Genomic DNA, 21,046 nt, shown 5'->3' with positions numbered 1-21,046 from the left:
CAAAAATGGAGGTTAAATGAAAAAAGGAATTTTAATATGGATTTTTGTAATATTAAGTAATATTACAGTATCACGATCATTGGATAATTATGCATATTATACTAAAGAAATAGAAAGTACTAAACACGTAGACTTACAGGGTATAGACTATGAGTTTGCAGACTATTTCTTAACACAATCGAAACTAAATTGGAAAGTATCTAATGAGTTTTTAGTAATATTACCAGATGTAAGTGTATTAGAAAAGAATAAAGACAGATTAAGTAAGTTTGGTGAGAAAATATTTGTATTCTTACTAAAAGAAAAGAATGATAAATTAAAGAATAGAAGTATAAAGGAATTAAAGGATAATAGCTTTCCAAAGAATGTACAGATAATACTAGTATCACTAGATGATGAGGAAACAGAAAGATTCATAGCAGATACTAAGGATAACTCATTGTATAAGCAAGACTATTTCAAGTACAAGTTCTACAGACAGTACAAGAAAAAAACAAATTATGATTATTTAGGAGTGATTAACAAATGAAGAATATAAATATAGAAGAAGTAAAAAGATATTTAAAAAGAAGTTTAAAGAAGAAGGTAAAGATAACAACGAGTTTGATAGTGCTATTTATGATGAGTAATAGTATAGGGATGGCTACTAATATAAGTATAGAAAAGGGAAAAATTGGAAGTTGGGGTAGCGAAAATACTAATAAAGGATCAATAGCTTTAAATCCTAAAGGTGAAAATGATTCAAAAGTACAATATCAAGTAGTTAAAGATTATGCAATAGCAATAGGATTAGGATCTGAAGCAAATGCTAGTGATTCAGTTTCAATAGGGCATGGTTCAGTAGTTGAAAATAATGCTGCAAAAGCAATAGCAATAGGTAATAATGCAAAAATATATAATACAGTATTGCCAAATGGTGAAAGTAATAATAACTCTATTGCTATAGGTACAGGGGCAGAAGCATATATTTTTAAAAGTGTCGCTATAGGTGAAGGTGCACAAACATTAAGTGTTGATTTCTATAATGATGGCACAAGAGATGATAATAAACGAAAAAAAGGAGATGGTGGGCAATCAACTGCAATAGGTTCTGGAGCAATAGCTGTTGACCAAGCTACATCAGTAGGGAACGATACATATGCAATAGGAAGATCATCAATTGCGATAGGATCAGATGATAATAGAAAATTTAGAGAAGAAACAACTCCTTATGATTTTGAAAAATATTTTAAAAATTTATACAATAAAATAGGAAATAGTGATGGGCATAAATATGGGTCTAGTAAACAGGGACAATTTGCAAAATTTCATGAAAATGATTATTCATATAACTATTCTCCAACATTATCAGCAGGTGAAGGAGGTATAGCTTTAGGAACAAGAGCACTATCATATGGGACAGGTGCTACTTCTATTGGAGCTATGTCATTTGCACTAGGAGACTATAGTACTGCAATGGGAGCAAAAACTCGTGCTGAAGGTAAAGGTGCTATCGCTATAGGTAATAGTACTAAGGTATTTTCAGACCACTCAGTTGCAGTGGGTAATGAAAACCAAATATTAAATGAAGGTGGTACAGCATATGGGTATAAAGCATATTCAGGTGGTAAAAACTCAATTGCTATAGGTACTGAAGTATATTCTAATACTATACTTAGAGATGATAAACAAGGCATACATAGTGACTTTATAGGAAAATATACAGGGAAAGATAATGGAACTCTCTTTAGTAATGATTATATGAATGGAAAAATTAGTGATGTTTTAAAAGCGAAAGAAACTAAACTTAGTGAATCTGGATCACTTTCTGTAAATAAAAAAAAGTTACATGATATTAATAATATTATAGATAGTAAAGATGGTAATAATAATTCAATAGTTTTAGGTACAAAATCAATGGCGACTGAATCAAATAGTATCGCTTTAGGACATGGTACTTTTACGTTAGCTAAAAATAGTATGGCTTTTGGGTCATTTTCATATGTAAAAGGTGAAAATTCATTAGGTTTAGGAGTAGATTCAAAGGTCTTGTCTAATAACTCGATAGCTATAGGTACAAGAGCTGGTGTTGGGTATAAATCAGATAATTCACTAGTAATGGGTAATTTCTCATATTCCACAGGTAAAAATGCATTAGTATTTGGTAATAAATCAAAAGTTACAGCAGAAGATGGGTTAGCAATAGGGTCTAATTCGGAAGCAAGTCTTGCAAACTCTACTGCATTGGGTGTTAATTCAAAGACAGATTATACAAAAGAAGATTTAGAAAAAGATGCCTACGCACCTAGGGGTGTATTATCTATGCCTTCAACAGAAAAAATAGGGGTAATATCAGTTGGTTCTAAAGGAGCAGAAAGAAGAATTGTTAATGTAGCTGCTGGTTATAGAGATACTGATGCTGTTAATGTTTCTCAATTGAAAGCTATGGAAGAAAAAATTAATCAAAGTGGATTAATGGATGTAGAAGATGATGATTTAAATATTTCTGATAATGGTATACACTATTTGTCAGTAGATAAAAATGGATATAGATCAAAAGACATTAAAGAAATAATGCAAAAACAAAGAGACTATAACAAATATATCGAATACAAGAGTAGACAATTAGAAATGAAAGCTAGAGAAGCTAGAGGTGACAAATTACCTGATCCATATAAGACAAAAATAAATGCTAAAGTAGAAAACTTAGAAAATAAATACAAAAATGATACTCAATTTAATCAAATAGAACTTAAAAAAATTACTGATCAAGAAATTGAGGGAATAAAGAATAATGGAGCTTCATTTGATGCGATAATAACAAAAATAAATTTAGCAAAAGAAAAAGATAAATATATAACATATACTGATGAAAATGGACAAGAAATACAAAAACTAAAAACTATTCTATATGAAGATGAAGTTAAAAAGATAAATGAATCAAACTATAATAACAAAGGTGCTATAGGTAAAGATAGTATAGCATTAGGATACCAAACAAAATCAACAGGTGATAAGGGTATAGCTATAGGTACAGGTGACCAAAGAAGTTTAGATATATTAGAAAAACAAAAAATAATTGATGTAAGTAGAGGTGAAGAAAAACAAAAACTTGTTAATAAAGAAATAAGATTAAATAATAATATGTATACAAGATCTGGAGAAAATGCTGTTGCAGTTGGTACAGGTGCTATAGCAAAAGATTGGTCAGTAGCATTAGGAGGTAATACACAAACTGAAGATACAGCAGTTGCAATTGGAGATAGATCAAAAGCATTAGGAAATAGATCAATAGCAATAGGTAATAAGGCAGCAACAGGTAGATATTATGAATTTAATGGTAAAGAAAAAATAAATGAAACACTAAAGAAATCTAATATACAAACATTGAATTATGATTCTATAGGTATGGTTGGATATGATGGAGCTGAAAAAGCAATAGCAATAGGTTCACATTCAACAGCAACATCAGATTATTCAGTAGCAATAGGTAATGGAGCAACTACTGGAGATAACAAGACATATACTAAAGAAATATATGTTAAAGATAGAACAAAAAATGACTTAACAGAATCTGAACAAGCTATGATTATACGTAAGCACTTCCATAAAGATGCAGATAGCTTTAATCAAGATGAAAATAATAGATTGCAATCATTAATTAAAGATTATGAATCAAAGAATTTAGATAGACAAAAACAAGAAATACTAGAAAAGAATTATTATTTAAAAGAACAAGAAGTAAATAAAGATGAAAAGAAAAAGAAAATATTTGACGAATTAGTAAGATCAATTAATGCAAAAACTGAACAAGAAAAGAAAGATGCAAAAGAAAAAATATTACAAAAATATTTTCATAAGAAACAAAGTGAACTTTCAACAAATGAAAAAAAGGAATTTAATCAAAAGGTAGCATTAGTTCAAGGAGCTAATAAGGAAATGATCTTGCAAAAATATTTTGCTAAGAGTAAGTATGATCAACTATCAGAAGGAGAAAAGAAAGAATTTGATACAATAATAAAAGACCTAACAGATAGTGAAAAAGAAAATCTATTAAGAACATACTTTATGGGTAAAAAAGAAGAAGAACTTACACCAGAAGAAAAGAAAGAGTTTGATGCTTTTAAAGATAATTTCAAAAAGAAAGTTATAGTAGGTGGTGCTGAAAATGCAATAGCTATAGGTAAATATGCAAAAGCATCAAAAAATGACACAATTGCTTTAGGAAAGGATTCAAATGCAGTTGAAGAAAAAGCTATAGCTATAGGTAAAGAAGCCAGAGCAAAAGGAGCACAATCTGTTGTTATAGGTACACCTAATAGTAGTAATAGTAAAGCAGATGAAGATACAGATTCAAATATAGGTGAAATAAGTGCAGGTCAATCATCAGTATCAGTAGGTAATGGTGTTAAATCTGGTGATTATTCAGTAGGAATAGGTGGAAATGTTGTAGCAGGTAAGACAGCAGTTGCAATTGGAGATAGATCACGTGCAATAGGTGACACAAGTGTAGCAATAGGAGAAAAGGCATTAGCAAAAGGTCCTAGAAGTATAGCTATAGGTAATGAAACAAAAGCAAATGCAGAAGATTCATATGTATTTGGAGGTAAATCTGAAATTTCTTCAACTGCAGGTCAATCATCAGCTATAGGGATTAATATATCAGTAAAATCTGCTCAAGCAATAGCAATGGGTAATGATGTTGTAATTGAAGAAAATTCACGTGGAGCAGTAGCTATAGGTAGTGATGATAGTTCATATAATGAAGGTAATAACAAGATAGGTGGTAACAACTATACTAAAACTATGGCTAAAGGAAATGCAACAACAGCAATAGGAGCTCATGCACAAGCAACTAATGTTGCAGCAACAGCTTTAGGTGCTAGAGCATTTGCAACAGAAAAAGAAACAGTAGCTGTTGGTGCTAATTCAAAGGCTAGTGTAGAAGGTGCAGTTGCTATAGGATCATATTCATTAGCAGACAGAGTAAAAAACACTACATACTATAACCCTAAAACAGGAAATACTGATGGTAAAGATACAGATAAACTAGCCACTAAGGCAGCACTATCAATTGGAGATACAAGTAAAAATATTAGAAGACAATTAATAGGACTTGCAGCTGGAACTAACGATACCGATGCAGTAAATGTATGGCAATTAAAAGAATTAAAAGGATATTTTGATGAAAATAAAAAGTTCGATTTAGAAGGTGATAAAAATGGAAAACAAACATTTGAATTACCAAATAAATTAGAAGTTAAAGGAAATACAGAAAAGAAAACTGATGGAAAAACATATCAAGATTGGGATAATACATATACAGTTGAAAATGTACAAACATATATTTCTAAATCTGGCAATAATGCAAAAATATTAATAGGAATAAAGAATAAACCAAGATTTGATAAAGTTTATGTAGGAAATGAAACAACAGGTCTTGAAATTGCACAAGATAATAGTAATAATATAACTTTAACACAAAATGGAGCAAAAATAACATTAACAAAAGATAATAATAATCTTAAGATGTCTGGTATTGCAAATGGTGTAGCAGATAATGATGCAGTAGCATATGGACAAGTAAAAAATCCGTTTATTGTAAAAGCAGATAAATCAACTCCTAAAGCTAGTACTGAAAAGAGTATGAGTTTAGGGAAAACATTAGAGTTTACAGGAAGAAAATTTGATGGTACAAAAAATTACGATGATTGGTCAGTTGATGAAACAGTTACTGGAAAAAGTGGTAATTATACTTCAGAAAATGTAGAAACTTTTGTTACACAAGATAATGTTACTGGAAGAACAGGTGTACTTATAGGTCTAAGAAAAGATCCAAGATTTGATAAAGTAACATTGGGTGAATTAGATAATGATAGAACTGAAATTACTAAAGATGGAATCAGTATTACTAAAAAAGCAACCCCAGATAAAGTTGTAAAATTTGGAATAGATAATAATGGTAATGCAACATTAACTGATGCACGAAATAAGGATGCATCACCAATTGTAACTGAAAAATCATTAGGTGATCAAAAAATAAAATATGCAGCAAATAGTAAAAATAAGAAGGAAACTACATTAACAAATGGATTTAACTTTAGTGATGGAACTAATACAACAGCTGAAGTCGGTGATAATGGAGTTGTTAAGTTTAATTTAAAAGATAAATTAACAGGAATAACATCAATAACAAATGGTAATGAAGATAATGCTAATGAAAATTCAAAGATAGAGTTAACAAATAAAGACTTAAAATTAACAAATAAAGGTAAATCAGTAAAAATATTAACAAAAGGAACTAATGGTAATGAAGAAATACTGATAGAATTTGAAAGACCAGTAAAAAATGAAACATCAAGTGGGAAACCAATTATAAATCAAAAACATGAAGACTATGGAATAGGAACAATAAACTATCTAAAAGATAGAAGAGCTTCTAAAGATGGTGATTATGGAACTGGAACAAACATAGGAAGAGCAGCAACAGAAGGAGCTGTTAAGGAAGTAAATGACGCCATAAAAACTGTAGAAAATAATATAAGTAAAAAAGCAGATAAAACTGATTTAAGTGGAATATGCAAAAGTAGATGCAAGTAATATTACAGAAGATAAGTGGGTAGAAAAACTTGGAGATACAAGTATTGATGGATCTAAACTAGCTAAAAGTAGCGTAGTAAAAGCATATGTAGATGGAAAAGTGCTTAAATTTGCTGGAAACACTGGTGATGAAAGCGAAGTTTCATTAGGGAATACACTATCAGTAGTTGGTGAAGGTGATAAAGCACCAACAGAAACAGCAACTAATAATATAACTGTTGCTTCTGATAAAGAAAATAAGAAGTTAACAGTTAAACTAGCTAAAGATCTACAAAACATTGGAAGTGTTACATTCAAACAAGGTGATAAAACAACTAAGATTAATATAGATGATTCTGGAGATTTAAATATTACTAAAAATGGTGATACAAAAGTAGAAAAAATATTAACTACTAATAATATAGGTGGTCAAAAAATCTCATATAAAGGTAGTTCAGATGAAAAAGTTAATGAAGTAATTAAACCTAAGGAAACTACATTAACAACTGGATTTGATTTCACATCTGATGATTTAGAAATAAAGACTGAAAAAGATGGAAAAGTTACATTTAAATTATCAGATAAAGTAAATGGTAAAGGCAACGATGGAAGAGATGGACTAAATGGCTTAACAGGAAATGATGGACTAAATGGAAAAGACCTAACAACTAAGGTAAATGCACTAAGAAATGGTGAAGCAGGAACAGTAGTCTACACAGATTCTGAAGGTAATAGATTAGTAAAAGCTAATGATGGTAAGTACTATAGACCTGAAGAAATAAAGGATGATGGAAACGTTAAGACAAAGAAAGAAAATAACAACCAAGAACCAAAAGGATATGATAATCCAGAATTAAGATTAGTAGATGCTAAAGGTAAAACAACTAAACCAATTACATTAGGAAACTTAGAAAATGCATTAGGACTAAAAGGAACTGATGATGATAAGAATATAATAAAGAAATTGGTTGAAAATAATGGAACTAACAAATTTAATGATAAAGAATTAAATAGAGCAGTAACATTAAAAGATTTACAATATGTAGCAAAACAAGGTCTAACATTTGAAGCAAACTACAACGCAGATAATAATAATGAATCATCAAGCATAAATAAAATGCTTGGAGAAACATTAAGCATTACAGCTAGTGGAGCAGAAAATGGAAAATATGCAGGTACAAATAATTCTAATTATACAGGAACAAACCTTGCAACTTATGTTAAAACAGATGCTGAAGGTAAAAAGAAATTCTATATAGGAATGAAAGAAACACCAACATTCAAGAGTATTAATATAGGATCAACTGGATTTGGAGAACATCAAACAGATACAGGTAAGGGTAATATTACAGCAGATGATAATGGATTAAAATTAACTCATGATGGAGCAAGTATAACAATTGCAAAAGATGGAGATAAAGCTAAATTATCAGGACTTAAAGACTTTGATTTTAATGATACAAAAACTACATATGGTCAATCTGGAATTGCAGCAACACAAAAAGAAGTTACAGATTATGTAGCTAAAGAAATATCAAAAGTTAATGATTCAGTAGCAAGTTCAACTTTAAAATTAGCAAGTGGTACGACATCAAATACATTAAATATAAAAGATGAAACATTAGAAATAGCTAATGGAACTAATACAACAGTAACATTAACAAAAGATACTAATAGTAAAAAAGCAACATTTAAAGTAGATGTTAATAGTAATTTAACAGGAATAACATCAATAGAAAAAGAAAAAAATGGAACTAAGATAACATTAAATGAAAATGATATAACTGTTAATAAGAAAATAACAGGACTTGAAGATGGAAGCATAGAAAAAGATTCAAAAGATGCAATAAATGGTGGACAATTAAAGACAGAATTAGATAAGAAGTTAGATTCTAGTAAATATGAAACTGATAAGCAAACATTTGTAACAAAGAATGAAATAAATAATAAATTAGGTAATTATGCAAATACAGGATTAAGCAATATAACAGATGAAGGAAAGAAAGTAATTAAAGGACTAATAAGTGTATCAAAAGATACTACAGTTACCGATAATATATTAGAAGTAACAGGAGGAACTAATACTGACGATGCAAATGCTAAAGACTACAAGATATCAGTAAAGAAATCTAAAGTACAAGAAATAGCAAAAGATGCTGTAGAAGTTAAAAGTGATAATGGTTCTGGAATAACAGTTACACCAGATACAACAAATAATACAAAAACAACATATAAACTAAGTCTTGATGAATCTAAGATAAAATCATTAGCAGGAACAACAAATATTGCAACAGTGTAAATTCTTCAGATTATGGTAAAGAAAATTCTGGAATTGCAGCAACTCAAAAAGAAGTTAAAGATGTATTAAATAAGATAAATGCTAATGGTACAGAACAAGATAAGTTGAAGAATGGAACTTTAGGAACAGTAGTTTATACAGACAAAGATGGAAATAAGCTAATGAAAGATACTGATGGTAAATTCTATAAAGCAAATGCAGATGGAACAAAAGAAAAAAATGCTAAAGAAGTAGTTTCAGAAGATGTAATTTTATCAACTGTTAAATCAGATGGTAAAACAACAGAACCTATTACATTAGGTAATGTAGCAAGTGCTTTAGGATTAAGTAATGATAATAAGAAGAATGGTGAAATTCTTAAGAAACTTGTTAATAAGGAAGCTAAAAAAGATGTGTATAAAGATGCTGAACTTAACAAGGTAGTAACATTAAGAGACTTACAATTCTTAGCAAGTAAAGGTATAACTTTTGCAGGAAGTACAGGTACAGCTACTAAGTTTTTAGGTGATACAATTACTATTAATGGATCAAATTCAACAGGTTTAACAAAAGATAATTTTGCTACTAAGTACGAAACAAAAAATATTGCAATTAAGGTAGATAATACAAGTGGTAATATTGAAGTAGGTTTAGCAAAAGAATTAAAGAATATTAATTCAATAGAAAGTGATGGAACTGATGAAGCTAAGAAAACAAAAGTAACATTAACAGAAAATGGAACAGAGTTTAACACTGGTACTGATGGAGTAACAACTAAGATTGGTAAAGATGGAATAGAAATAACTAAAAAAGATGCAACAAAACCATCTGTATCAATAAAGGAATCATCAATAGCCTTTGAAACAAAAGAAGAAGGACAAGGTACTGATAAAAAGATTGTAGGAACTGGAAGTATAACAGGACTTAAGGATTTAGATGATAAGTCTGATGGACATATGGCAGCAAATAAGAATTATGTTGATGAAAAGGTTAAAACAATTACTGGAGATATTGAAAAATTGAAGAATAAAGGTCTAAAATTTGCAGGTAATACTGGAGAAACTAAGGAACTTAATGATAAAGTAAATATCAAAGGTGAAGGAACTGAAACTAATAATTTTGAAAGTGCTAAAGGTAATATTAATGTTGTTGCTAATGACTCTGGAGTTGAACTTAAATTATCAGCTAACTTAAAGAATATGAAGTCATTTGAAACTGAAAAAGATAAAGATGGTAACAGTACTAAACTAGATCAAAAGGGATTAACAATAACAGATAAAGATGATAAAAATTCTGGAACAAAAGATAATCCAAGACATACTATTGAAATTACTAAGGATAAAATAGCATTTAAGAAAGAATATAAAGATGGTACTGAAAATAAATCAGACAATGGTATCGTTATTGACAATTCTAAAGGAACAATTAGTGGAGTTAAAGATGGAAATACACCTGATTCAGTAGTAACTAAGGGATATATTGATAACAAGCTTAAGTCATTAGATGGAAATAATCCATTTGAATATTACGAAAAGAATAAAGAAGCAGTATTAGGTAAAGATGGTAAAGCATACAAGGCTGGAACTATAGTAACTGAAGATGGAAAAGTATATGCAGAAGGTACGCAAGAAGTAGAAGGAAAATACTTTAAAGAATCTGATAAAGTTACTAAACAAGCTGATGGTAAGTTCTATAAGGAAGCTGACATCAAAGATAAAAAATATGATGAAAAAGGGAAGGAATGGGTAGGTAATGATGGTAAAGCATTAAAAACTCAACCAACTGAAGCTACTCCAGAACAACCATTAACAGGTGATGCTTTAACTAATCAAGAAGATAAGCCAACTAAGTTAATTAGAGGTAAAGATGATAAGTTCTATCCTGAAGATGCAACATATGATGAAACAACTAAGAAGTATAAGGATAAAATTGGTAAAGAGCTTATTGGTAAAGAAGCAAATAATGTAGTAATTAAGGCTCAACCAAATTCTAAACCTATGACATTGACTAATATTGGTGATGGTAGAATGACTGCTAACTCAACAGATGCAGTAAATGGTGGACAAGTATATGAAGCACTTAAAGGTAAATTAAATGTAGATGCAGATAACTTGACTGATAAAGGTAAAACAAACTTAATTGAAAAATTAAGTACTGGAGCAGATATATCTAACCCTAGCAATGTATTAGTAACAGATAAACAAGTAAATGAACATCTAAAGAATAATTACTATAACAAAACACAAGTTAATAATATGATAAGCACAATAGACAATAAGTCTACTGTAGCACTTGAAAAATCTGAATTAGCATTAGGTGGAGTAGCAAATGCAGTGGCAATGGCAAATCTAGTACAAGTTAATTCATATTCAAGACATAGACATAATCTAAGTGCAGCGTATGGATACTATGGAGGATCACATGCATTAGCAGTAGGATTTAGTGGAACTAATGAAGAACGTAACTTTGTATACAAATTAAGTGGTTCAGTAAATAATAAAGGTAATCTTGCGTTCGGTGTTGGAGCTGGAGTTATGCTTGGTGAAGAACACGATACATTCCCTAGCATTGATAACAAGAAGATCAAGGAAGTAACTAAGAAGTTAGAAGAAGCAAACAAGAAAATTTCTGAATATGAAGACGATAAGAAACAAACAGCTAAGAAGTTCAAGGAATTAGAAGACAAATATGAAAACGACAAGAAAGAATCTAATAAGAAGTTACAAGAAATGGAAAGAAAGTTAGAAATGTTAATGAAGAAGTTTAAGTAATTTTAGCAGTGTAAGGGATGCTAGATTAATTTCTAGCATCCCTAAATAATAATATATATTTAAAGAAATGAGGATGTATGGATTATAATGAACCAATAAAAAAAGAAGATGAAAAGAAAAATTGGTTATCTTATATATTAGAAAAATCAGAAGGAGTGTATAAAATTTTTAAAACTGCAACTATATTCTCGAGTATATGTTATATTATATATAAATATACTTGTTTAAAAGATATAGAAAAATTTTATGGTATACCTTATTTTTATTTTTTAAATATGGATATAATGCAGGATATTATTTATTATATATTAACTATTGCAATGCTATTTTATGGTATTATTTCTATATTTATATCTGTAGGAATAGAAAAAAATGAAGGATCATTAGAAAATTCTAAAGAAAAGCTCGTTATTATAAATTTTCCTAATATTTTTATGATGATATTAGTAATTTTCATGTTATTTAAATATAAAATTAATATATTCCACCCTTTATTAATTTATATATATATGATTATGTCAATTATTTCGTTTCTAATATATTTTATACCATATTTTGTATATGTAATTATGTAAATTATTTCATTTTTAATATATCTTATATCATATATTGTTAAAGAAACTTTATATTTTTTAAAAATTATAAAACAAATTTCTGAAGAAAATAAAGAAAAATTTAAATTAATTTCCGATGAAAATGTAAAAAAAAATAAAAGTTTTTTTTCAAATTTTTTTTATAATAATTAATTTTATTATTATTATATGTATAATTTCATCAAATTCTGAAAAAAATAAATATGAAGAAAAAAAAGATTATGAAATAATTGTTGAAGATAATATGGATGAGACAAAGGCATCAATAAAAAATATACAAGTTATTGTAGGTTATTATAATAATTGTGCAATAGTTATGACTGCAAATGAAAATGAAGGGGATTTAGTAATTGCCCAAAAAATATATAAACTTATACCGATAGATAATTTAAAAATTGAAAATAAACATTTTGATAACGTTGAATGTAAGTAGTTTGTAAAGTGAATTATATAAATTCTATCTATAGTGAGACTAAATATATAATGTATTCAAAATCTATGAGAAGCATTATAAGTCTCACTATTTTTAATATTTTATAAAGGCTATAACCTAGTATTTACTAAGTTATAGCCTATTTAAATACAAAAAATGTAGATATTGAAAAAAATGTGAAAGAATATAATAAGGTTAAAAAAATAAAAAAGTTAGTGATAAAGGGATGGTGTTATGGCTAAAAGAGAAGAAATAATTTATTTGTGGTTTTCAATGTGGCTTAAACAAAAAGATTTGGGTATAGATGATATTTTTACAAATGATGTAGTATATATTGAAAGTTGGGGACCAAAATACAAAGATTGTAAGAGTGTAAAATATTGGTTTGATGAATGGAATAAAAGAGGAAAAGTTATTCTATGGGATATATTACAATTTTTTCATAAAGATAATCAAACTATTGTAGAGTGGAAATTCAAGTGTATTTATGATGATGTAGTTAGTGAATTTGATGGAATATCATTAATTTGCTGGACAGAAGATGATAAAATTAAATTTTTAAAAGAGTTTGGATGTAAGTAAGTTAAAAATAAGAAACTAAATAATAAACGACTTGGACGATAGAAAATCTATTGTCTTTTCTTTTGCCCAAAAATGGAGATAGGTTTAGCTTTTTTATGTTACCTAAAATTTTAGTAACGGACGAAGAAATGGTAGAAATTTCAAGGTGCAAAAATTTCACCTTGAATAGAGGGATTGGTAGAGGAAGTAGAAAAATATAAAAGAATTTAGATAATGTTGGAGGTGCATTTAATGGCAGATGAAAACAGAGAAATTGTAGTGATAGATGAAACTACAATGAAAAGCAAGATTTACTATATACGAGGTCAAAAGGTTATGCTTGATTTTGAACTTGCTGAAATATATGGGTATGAAACAAGAGCCTTTAATCAACAGATAAAAAGAAATAACGGAAAATTTGATGACGATTTTATGTTCCAATTAACTGATGATGAAGTTGATGAACTTTCAAGATCACAAAATGTGACCTTGAACAGAGGAACAGGTAGAGGAAGTAACATTAAGTATAAACCCTATGCCTTTACAGAACAAGGTATTTATATGCTGATGACTGTATTAAGAGGAGAACTTGCTGTCAAGCAAAGTAAGGCTTTAATACGAATGTTTAAGCAGATGAAAGATTTTATAGTTGAAAATCAAGACTTTATCACCTCGAAAGAATTATTACAAATAGCAGTACAGACAAACCAGAATACAAAGGATATATCAACAATAAACAATAAAATTAGTAATTTAGCTACAAAAGAAGATTTGAAAAAGGTTATGGATAATTTTATAGATCCAGACACTTATAAGCATTTCCTTTTAATGAACGGAGATAAGATTGAAGCAGATGTTGCCTATACCAAAATATATAAGTGCCACAAATAAACGTATATCAACATATTTCATAAAATGTCATAATTTAATAGAACAATTAAAAAAAGCAAAACAAGAAAATATATTAAAAAAACGAATAAAACATTTTGCTAAATATAAATTACTGATAATAGATGAATTAGGCTATTTACCAATAAATAAAGAAGATTTTAAATTAATCTTTCAATTGATAGATAGGAGATATGAAACAAAAAGCACAATTTTTACAACAAATATTCCTTTTTCTAACTGGGATGAAATATTTAAAGATGAAGTTCTAGCAAATGCAATATTGGATAGGATTTTACATCATTCACATGTTATTAGAATAACAGGTAAAAGTTATAAATAAAAAAATATTATGAGGATAAGGAGGGAGAAAAGTAGTTAAAATGTACATTATTATTTTTACATTTTTGTACATTTATATATTGACATTTACAATCGCTTTAGTCTCCTTTAATTATTTAAGAATTATATTATACAGCATATCTTAAATAACTAAAACGACATAATTACTTTTATCTTATCTATGACAATATCACTTTTATCTCACAAAATTTCACAGAAAATATAACATTTCACTTGAAAACACTAGTTAAAAGTAGTATAATTGTATTGTAAAAAGAACAAAAATTTACGAGAAAAAATGTGATTATTAAGTTAAGCATCTCGTGTAGGATAGCAATTCCTACATGGGGTGCTTTTTTGTTTTTTTACAGAGAAAGGAGGAAAAATGAGAAAAATTATTTTGTTAATTATAGGTTTTCTGTCTACAAGTTGCATATCTTTTGCATCAGTTTTAGCACTTGAAGAATCTAATCTAGCATTAGGTGAAGTAGCCAATGTAATAGCAATGGCAAGTTTAACTACAACTGAAAGTGGAATAGCTAACTTGACAGCAGCTTATGGTACATATGGCAAAGAACATGCATTTGCAATTGGATTTAATGGAACTATACCAAACAGAAGAATGAATTACAAGTTTGGATTGAAAGGTAATTTAGGAATAGATGCTGGTATTGGGTTTGCTATAGGAGAAATAACAGACAAAAGACAATTACAACAAGCAAGAAAAATTAAAGAACTTCAACAAAAAATATCTAAGTAAAATATAGTATCTGTACTGCACCTCCAATCTTGTGTACAAGATTATGGGTGCAGTACAAAAAGGTAATGGAAAGTAATGAATGAAAAAACATATGAAAATACACTTAAAAATTACCAAATAAAAAAATAGCTATCTAAAAATAAAAAATATATAATTAAAATAAAATATTTAAGGACTTAATTTAAGTCTAATGTGATCAAAAACTAAAACTCATTTAGCAGGCATATTTAAATCTTCAATATTAGCTTTAGTATCAATAAAATCTAAAGTATTTTTAAAAGGGGCTACAACATGTTAGTCCTTACTCAATTTTTTATACAAAGTTTTAACTACTTCAAAAAAATGATATAATAAACAATAAGTTAGAAAGCAGGTAATTAAGATGGAAATTAAAGAATATATAAACTTTAAGTATGATGAAATAGAACATCTATATAATGCAGTTGGTTGGAGTGCATATACAGATGATATGTATAATTTAGAACAAGGCTACAAAAAATCATTGAAAATATTGGCAGCATATGAAGGTAGTAAATTATTAGGGATAATACGTGCAGTTGGTGATGGATTTACAATTGTGTTTATACAAGATATTTTAGTATTGCCAAGTGAACAAGGTAAGGGGATTGGTAAAGCATTAATTCAAAATATGATTAATTTGTATCCTAATGTTAGACAAATAGAGCTTACAACTGATATTGCTAAAGAGACAATAGCCTTTTACAAAGCAGTAGGATTTAGTGAGTTTTCAGAAGTAGGATGTTGTGGATTTATGAGGTTATTCAATTGACACCTTTTTACTCAAATAGTAACTTTTTTTATTTACAGTCAAATATGTCAAAAAAACTGACATTCCATTGTATTTGGGCTATACTCTAGTATAACAGATTGAGGAGGACAACTATATGGAACGTAACAAAGTAATAGTTGCATTTGAAAAATTTGGTAGAAGTTTTCTATTACCAGTTTCAGTATTACCAGCAGCAGGTATACTAAAAGGAATAGGTGCTGCATTTACAAACCCAAGTACAGTTAAAATGTATCCTTTTTTAGGAGTTAAAGGATTACAAATATTTATGAAGTTATTAGTTACATTAGGAGATGTAGCGTTTAAAAATTTACCACTTATGTTTGCAGTAGGTGTTTGTGTAGGATTAGCTAAAAAAGAAAAAGGTTCAGCTGCTCTATCAGCAGTATTAGGATTCTTGTCATTCCATTACATCTTAAACTTCCTACTTAAAACAACAGGAACATTAGTAGTAGCAGATGGATTAACAAAAGCACAAGTAAGTCAATTAATGGCACAAAGTATGCAAACTAAAGTTTTAGGAATACAAACAATGGACTTAAATGTGTTTGGAGGATTAATAGTAGGGGTAGTAGCATACTTTGTTCATAAAAAAGCTATTACTATACAACTACCGCAAGTAATAGGGTTCTTTAGTGGACCAAGACTAGTCCCTATATTAATAATGCCTGTAATGGCACTAGTATCACTAATTGTCTTTATTATCTGGCCATCAGTGCAAAATGTAATAAATATTATTTCAGTATTAATATTAAAATCAGGTTACATTGGAACCTTCCTATACGCACTAGCAGAAAGATTCTTACTACCATTTGGATTACACCATGGTTTAAACTGGCCAATTAGAACAACAGAATTAGGTGGAATATTTAATGTTAATGGTAAAACAGTATATGGTACAATAAACGCATATATGGCAGCTATTAGTACACCTAATGGACCAATAGATCCTAACATTACAAGATTTAGTTCTGGTAAGTTTGTATACAATATGTTTGGATTACCAGGAGCAGCACTTGCTATGTACAAGACAGCAAAACCTAAGAATAAGAAAATAGTAGGTTCATTACTATTAGCAGCAGCAGGGACATCATTTTTAACAGGTATAACTGAACCACTAGAATTTACCTTCTTATTCGTAGCACCTATGCTTTATGCAGTACATGCTGTTTTAGCAGGAATTACACTTTTATCACTACACGCATTAGGTGCAGCATTCTTAACACCAACAGGACATGGATTAATTAACTATATCATTTATGGTGTATTACAAGGAACTAGAACAAAATGGTATCTATTACCAATAACTGGTGTTGTTTGCTTTATTGTATACTACTTTGTATTTAAGTTTATGATAACTAAGTTTGATTATAAGACTCCAGGTAGAGAAGGAGATATTGAAGACATACATATATCAACAAAAGAAGAAGCAAGAAGTAAATATGGTCTTAAGACATTAAAAGATGAAATGAGAGAAGAAAAGCAAGAAAAGATGAGTACTCATGATCAAGCATTAGGTTTAATAGAATGCTATGGTGGAAGAGAAAATATTGTAACTGTTGATGCATGTATAACAAGACTTAGAATAGATGTTAAAGATAAGGCGAAGGTTGATAAAAAACGTATTAAAGAAGAATATCATGCAATGGGAGTTAGTGAAAATGGTATGCAAGTGCAATCAATATATGGTGCACATGCACAAACTTTAAAGATGGAAATAATAGATATACTAGGAATTGAAGACTAATGAAAAAATTAATAATTACAGACTTAGATGGAACATTACTACAAAATTCAGTTGAAATTGAAAAAATGGATTTAAAAAAATTCAGAGAATTTCAAGATAAATATTTAATAGGCGTTGCAACTGGTAGATCAATTAAGGAAATTGAGTATATAGAAAAAGAGAATAATCTAAAATTTTCGTATAAGGTAGGATTTAATGGTGCACAAATTCAAAAAGGAGATAAGTTAATTTTTAATGAAAATATACAAGAAAGTGTACTTAATAGACTATATATCTTTTTAAAAGAACACAAATTAATATTTGACGCATTAGATGGAGAAAAAAGAATAGGTAATTTTAATCATGAAAAACCTGAAACATTGTGGAATATGGAGCTAATATGCAAAGAAAATCCTTTTGATCTTCTGTTAGATAAGAAGGTGTATAAGATAAATATTAGACCACTAGAAAAAGATTGCGATAGAATTTTAGAAGAATTAAAACAAGAATTTCCAGATCTTTCAATATTCAAAACAGCTAAAAGAAGAATAGAAGTCTGTGCAAAGGGCTTATCAAAGGGTTGTGCTATAGAAAAGATAAAGGAAGATGAAAATTTGTATGTAATAGCAATAGGAGATTCAGGTAATGATATTTCAATGTTTGAATCAGCAGATTATGCTATTTGTATGGAACATGCACCAGAAAACGTTAAAAAGAAAGCGGATGTTATAGTAAAAAAGATATCTAAAATACACAGTTAGGTGAGAAATTTATCTCACCTAATTTTTTTTTGTATGACGGGCATGACATCTTCAAAAAGAAGTAATGAGCCAATTAGACAAAAATAATGTCGGTTTGAATGTCGGTTTGAATAATACTGAAAAGGAAGTGATAGAACTTTTGATAGGAAATTCAAGCATAACATCAACTGAGTTAGCAGAAAAAGTAGGTGTAACAAAGAGAGATGGAAATTGGATTGTAATTAGATAAATTAGTTGAGGAATTTATCTCACCTAATTTTTTCTTTGACAAATGACACTGTGTCATGTATAATGTTTTTGAGGTGATATTATGCCTAAGGCAACATTTTTTAATTTGAGTAATGAAAAAAGAAAAAAAATTGTTAAGGTTTTAACGGAAGAATTTGAAAAAAAGAATATACAAGAAGCTACAGTAAAAGAAATTGTACAAAAATTAGGTATAGCAAGAGGAAGCTTTTACCAATATTTTGAAACACTTGAAGAAAGCTATTTCTACATTCTAGAATTAAAAACTGCAGATCTACATAAAAGCTTTATGAATTTATTGGTAAAATATGGTGATATTTATGATGTTTTAGAAGAATATGGTGAAAAAATTGTTGAGATTATATTCGACAAGTCTTGCTACAATCTATACAAGAATAGGTATCTTTTATGGAATGAAAAGATAAATAGACAGTGGGAAGAATACAAACAAAAAAATATGATTAACCTTATTGAAGTTAGAAATACAGATGAATTATTGTACATTTCTGCCTTAATGCACAGTTTAATTAGTAGAAGCTATATTGAAAAATGGGATAAGGATAAGTTTTTAGAAAAATACAAAAAATATGTAAGATGGATAAGGGAAGGTGTTAGAGATGAATAAGAAGATTTTAAATTTATCATATATATTTCTAATATTAGGATTGGTTAGTGGAGTATTTTATAGAGAATTTACAAAGATATATGCATTTACAGGTTATACTACATTAAGTGTAGTACATACTCATTTATTGATACTAGGAACTATGTTCTTGTTAATCATATCGCTAGCAACCAAAGACACGAAAGTCAATATTTCAAAGCCTTTAGCGATATATACACTAGGTTTAGTAATATTTACAATTAGTATGAGCATAAACGGAGTATTTGACGTCATTTTAAGAAGACCATACAGTAATATATATTTAGTAATATTATCTGGTGTTGGTCATACACTATTAGGTGTTGGTATGGTTTGGATGATGTATATATTAAAAAATAGAGGGACTAAATAGTCTCTCTATATTTCTTTAATACTAGTTAAAATGCTGCCTAGATTTTGCAACTCACTTGGGATTATTATCTTAGTAGCCTGACCATTTGCAACTTTTTCTAGTGTTTCAAGTGCTTTTAACTTAATGATTTCTTCACTTGGTAAATTTTCATTTAGTAGTTTAATACCTTCACTTTCAGCTTTTTTAAGTTCTATTAGAGCTTTAGCCTTACCTTCAGCTTCTTTTATCTTAACTTCTTTTTCAGCTTCAGCCTTTAAAATACTTGCCTGTTTTTCACCTTCAGCTATTAGTATACTAGATTCCTTTTTAGCTTGGGCTTCCAGTATTTTAGCTCTTTTTTCTCTTTCTGCTTTCATTTCTTTTTCCATTGCAACACGTATTTCTTGTGGAGGCACTATGCTTTTTAATTCAACTCTATTAACCTTTATTCCCCAAGGATCTGTTGCTTCATCTAATGCTAATCTCATCTTACTATTTATTGTATCACGAGAAGTTAGCGTTTGGTCTACAGTTAGATCACCTATAATATTTCTTAATGTAGTAGCAGTTAAGTTTTCAATTGCAACTATTGGACGTTCAACACCATATGTGTATAGCTTTGGATCAGTTATTTGAAAGTAGACAACTGTATCTATCATCATAGTTGCGTTATCTTTGGTAATAACGGGTTGAGGCTCAAAGTCATTAACTGTTTCTTTTAAACTAACCTTTTTTGCAACTGCATCTGTAATAGGGTTTACTACATGTAACCCAGCATTTAATTGAGTATGATACTTACCTAATCTTTCTATTACATAGACATATGATTCAGGTATGATTTTAACTCCAATAATAGCAATAGCAATTGCAATTATTAGTAATACGAAAATAATTCCTAATAGCATATTATTCATTCACCTTTCTTTTTATAATTACCTTATTTCCTTTATATCCCACAATTTTTACAACATCCCCTATATTAAGTTCATCATTAGATATTGCAGTCCAAATAACACCTTTAAATTTAACCTCATATTTATTGCTATTTATTACTTTAGTTACAAGACCATTATCTTCTAGCATCTCCTTATTTATCTTATCCATATCAGGCTTTAAAAAATTGGTTACAATTTTTTTGGTAAAGACTAAGAGCACTAGGGAGATTAGTATAAATATCACAACTTGTGTAGTAAATGAATTTATCATTAATGCTAAAAACATGGTTATAAAGGCAGCGATTGCAAACCATATTGAAACTAGTGCTGGTATTATTAACTCAATAATTAGTAGAGCACCCGCCAATAGTCCCCAGAATAATGAACACAT

18 protein-coding genes are annotated in these 21,046 nt (G+C 28.8%); 16 read left to right on the top strand and 2 right to left on the bottom strand.

The features are described from left to right. The first annotated feature begins 16 nt into the window (after positions 1-16). The 16 genes from VC03_RS04160 to VC03_RS04090 all read left to right on the top strand — a co-directional run bounded on the left by VC03_RS04160 (position 17) and on the right by VC03_RS04090 (position 19,741). Positions 17-529 carry a hypothetical protein gene (locus tag VC03_RS04160; RefSeq protein WP_046328802.1) on the top strand — a complete coding sequence of 171 codons (513 nt, stop codon included), beginning with the start codon at positions 17-19 and terminating at the stop codon, positions 527-529. Next, on the top strand, positions 526-6,579 hold the full coding sequence (locus tag VC03_RS04155) for a hypothetical protein (RefSeq protein ID WP_046328801.1): 6,054 nt from the start codon (positions 526-528) through the stop codon (positions 6,577-6,579). Before VC03_RS04160 ends, VC03_RS04155 begins: the two co-directional genes overlap by 4 nt. Beyond that, positions 6,551-8,857 carry a hypothetical protein gene (locus VC03_RS04150; RefSeq protein WP_046328800.1) on the top strand — a complete coding sequence of 769 codons (2,307 nt, stop codon included), beginning with the start codon at positions 6,551-6,553 and terminating at the stop codon, positions 8,855-8,857. Before VC03_RS04155 ends, VC03_RS04150 begins: the two co-directional genes overlap by 29 nt. Positions 8,858-8,961: 104 nt before the next feature. After that, positions 8,962-11,607 (top strand): YadA-like family protein, encoded by a 2,646-nt coding sequence (locus VC03_RS04145; protein WP_046328799.1) that lies wholly within the window; start codon positions 8,962-8,964, stop codon positions 11,605-11,607. Positions 11,608-11,684: 77 nt separating this feature from the next. Continuing rightward, positions 11,685-12,182 (top strand): hypothetical protein, encoded by a 498-nt coding sequence (locus tag VC03_RS04140; RefSeq protein WP_046328798.1) that lies wholly within the window; start codon positions 11,685-11,687, stop codon positions 12,180-12,182. Between the two features lie 262 nt (positions 12,183-12,444). Next, positions 12,445-12,633, top strand: a complete 189-nt coding sequence (locus VC03_RS04135) for a hypothetical protein (protein ID WP_046328797.1) — start codon at positions 12,445-12,447, stop codon at positions 12,631-12,633. Positions 12,634-12,867: 234 nt separating this feature from the next. Continuing rightward, on the top strand, positions 12,868-13,215 hold the full coding sequence (locus tag VC03_RS04130) for a hypothetical protein (protein ID WP_046328796.1): 348 nt from the start codon (positions 12,868-12,870) through the stop codon (positions 13,213-13,215). Positions 13,216-13,446: 231 nt separating this feature from the next. Next, entirely contained in the window at positions 13,447-14,085 is a 639-nt protein-coding gene (locus VC03_RS04125; RefSeq protein ID WP_046329297.1) for an ORF6N domain-containing protein, read from the top strand. Continuing rightward, positions 14,048-14,425 (top strand): ATP-binding protein, encoded by a 378-nt coding sequence (locus VC03_RS04120; protein WP_269464991.1) that lies wholly within the window; start codon positions 14,048-14,050, stop codon positions 14,423-14,425. The genes VC03_RS04125 and VC03_RS04120 overlap by 38 nt, the downstream gene beginning before the upstream one ends. A gap of 384 nt (positions 14,426-14,809) precedes the next feature. Next, positions 14,810-15,184: a YadA-like family protein gene (locus tag VC03_RS04115; protein ID WP_046328795.1), complete on the top strand. Its 375-nt coding sequence runs from the start codon at positions 14,810-14,812 to the stop codon at positions 15,182-15,184. Between the two features lie 382 nt (positions 15,185-15,566). Beyond that, positions 15,567-15,974, top strand: coding sequence for a GNAT family N-acetyltransferase (locus VC03_RS04110; RefSeq protein ID WP_046328794.1), 408 nt, complete (start codon positions 15,567-15,569; stop codon positions 15,972-15,974). A 115-nt stretch (positions 15,975-16,089) separates the two neighbouring features. Further along, complete coding sequence (locus VC03_RS04105; protein ID WP_046328793.1) at positions 16,090-17,739, top strand: PTS transporter subunit EIIC; 1,650 nt, start codon at positions 16,090-16,092, stop codon at positions 17,737-17,739. After that, positions 17,739-18,479, top strand: coding sequence for a Cof-type HAD-IIB family hydrolase (locus VC03_RS04100; RefSeq protein ID WP_046328792.1), 741 nt, complete (start codon positions 17,739-17,741; stop codon positions 18,477-18,479). Before VC03_RS04105 ends, VC03_RS04100 begins: the two co-directional genes overlap by 1 nt. A gap of 106 nt (positions 18,480-18,585) precedes the next feature. Beyond that, positions 18,586-18,708 carry a winged helix-turn-helix transcriptional regulator gene (locus tag VC03_RS06700; RefSeq protein WP_237223911.1) on the top strand — a complete coding sequence of 41 codons (123 nt, stop codon included), beginning with the start codon at positions 18,586-18,588 and terminating at the stop codon, positions 18,706-18,708. An 81-nt stretch (positions 18,709-18,789) separates the two neighbouring features. Beyond that, positions 18,790-19,350 (top strand): TetR/AcrR family transcriptional regulator, encoded by a 561-nt coding sequence (locus tag VC03_RS04095; RefSeq protein ID WP_046328791.1) that lies wholly within the window; start codon positions 18,790-18,792, stop codon positions 19,348-19,350. Continuing rightward, positions 19,343-19,741, top strand: coding sequence for a DUF2871 family protein (locus VC03_RS04090; protein ID WP_046328790.1), 399 nt, complete (start codon positions 19,343-19,345; stop codon positions 19,739-19,741). The genes VC03_RS04095 and VC03_RS04090 overlap by 8 nt, the downstream gene beginning before the upstream one ends. 5 nt (positions 19,742-19,746) lie before the next feature. On the opposite strand, the gene VC03_RS04085 is transcribed toward VC03_RS04090, so the two are convergent. Both VC03_RS04085 and VC03_RS04080 read right to left on the bottom strand, forming a co-directional pair. Next, entirely contained in the window at positions 19,747-20,625 is an 879-nt protein-coding gene (locus VC03_RS04085; RefSeq protein ID WP_046328789.1) for an SPFH domain-containing protein, read from the bottom strand. A 1-nt stretch (position 20,626) separates the two neighbouring features. Further along, on the bottom strand, positions 20,627-21,046 hold the full coding sequence (locus tag VC03_RS04080) for an NfeD family protein (protein ID WP_046328788.1): 420 nt from the start codon (positions 21,044-21,046) through the stop codon (positions 20,627-20,629).

It is taken from the genome of Sneathia vaginalis, assembly GCF_000973085.1.
Classification (GTDB): Bacteria; Fusobacteriota; Fusobacteriia; order Fusobacteriales; family Leptotrichiaceae; genus Sneathia; species Sneathia vaginalis.
The sequence above is the reverse complement of the archived record's forward strand: the minus strand, read 5'-3'. Positions and strand labels throughout refer to the sequence as shown.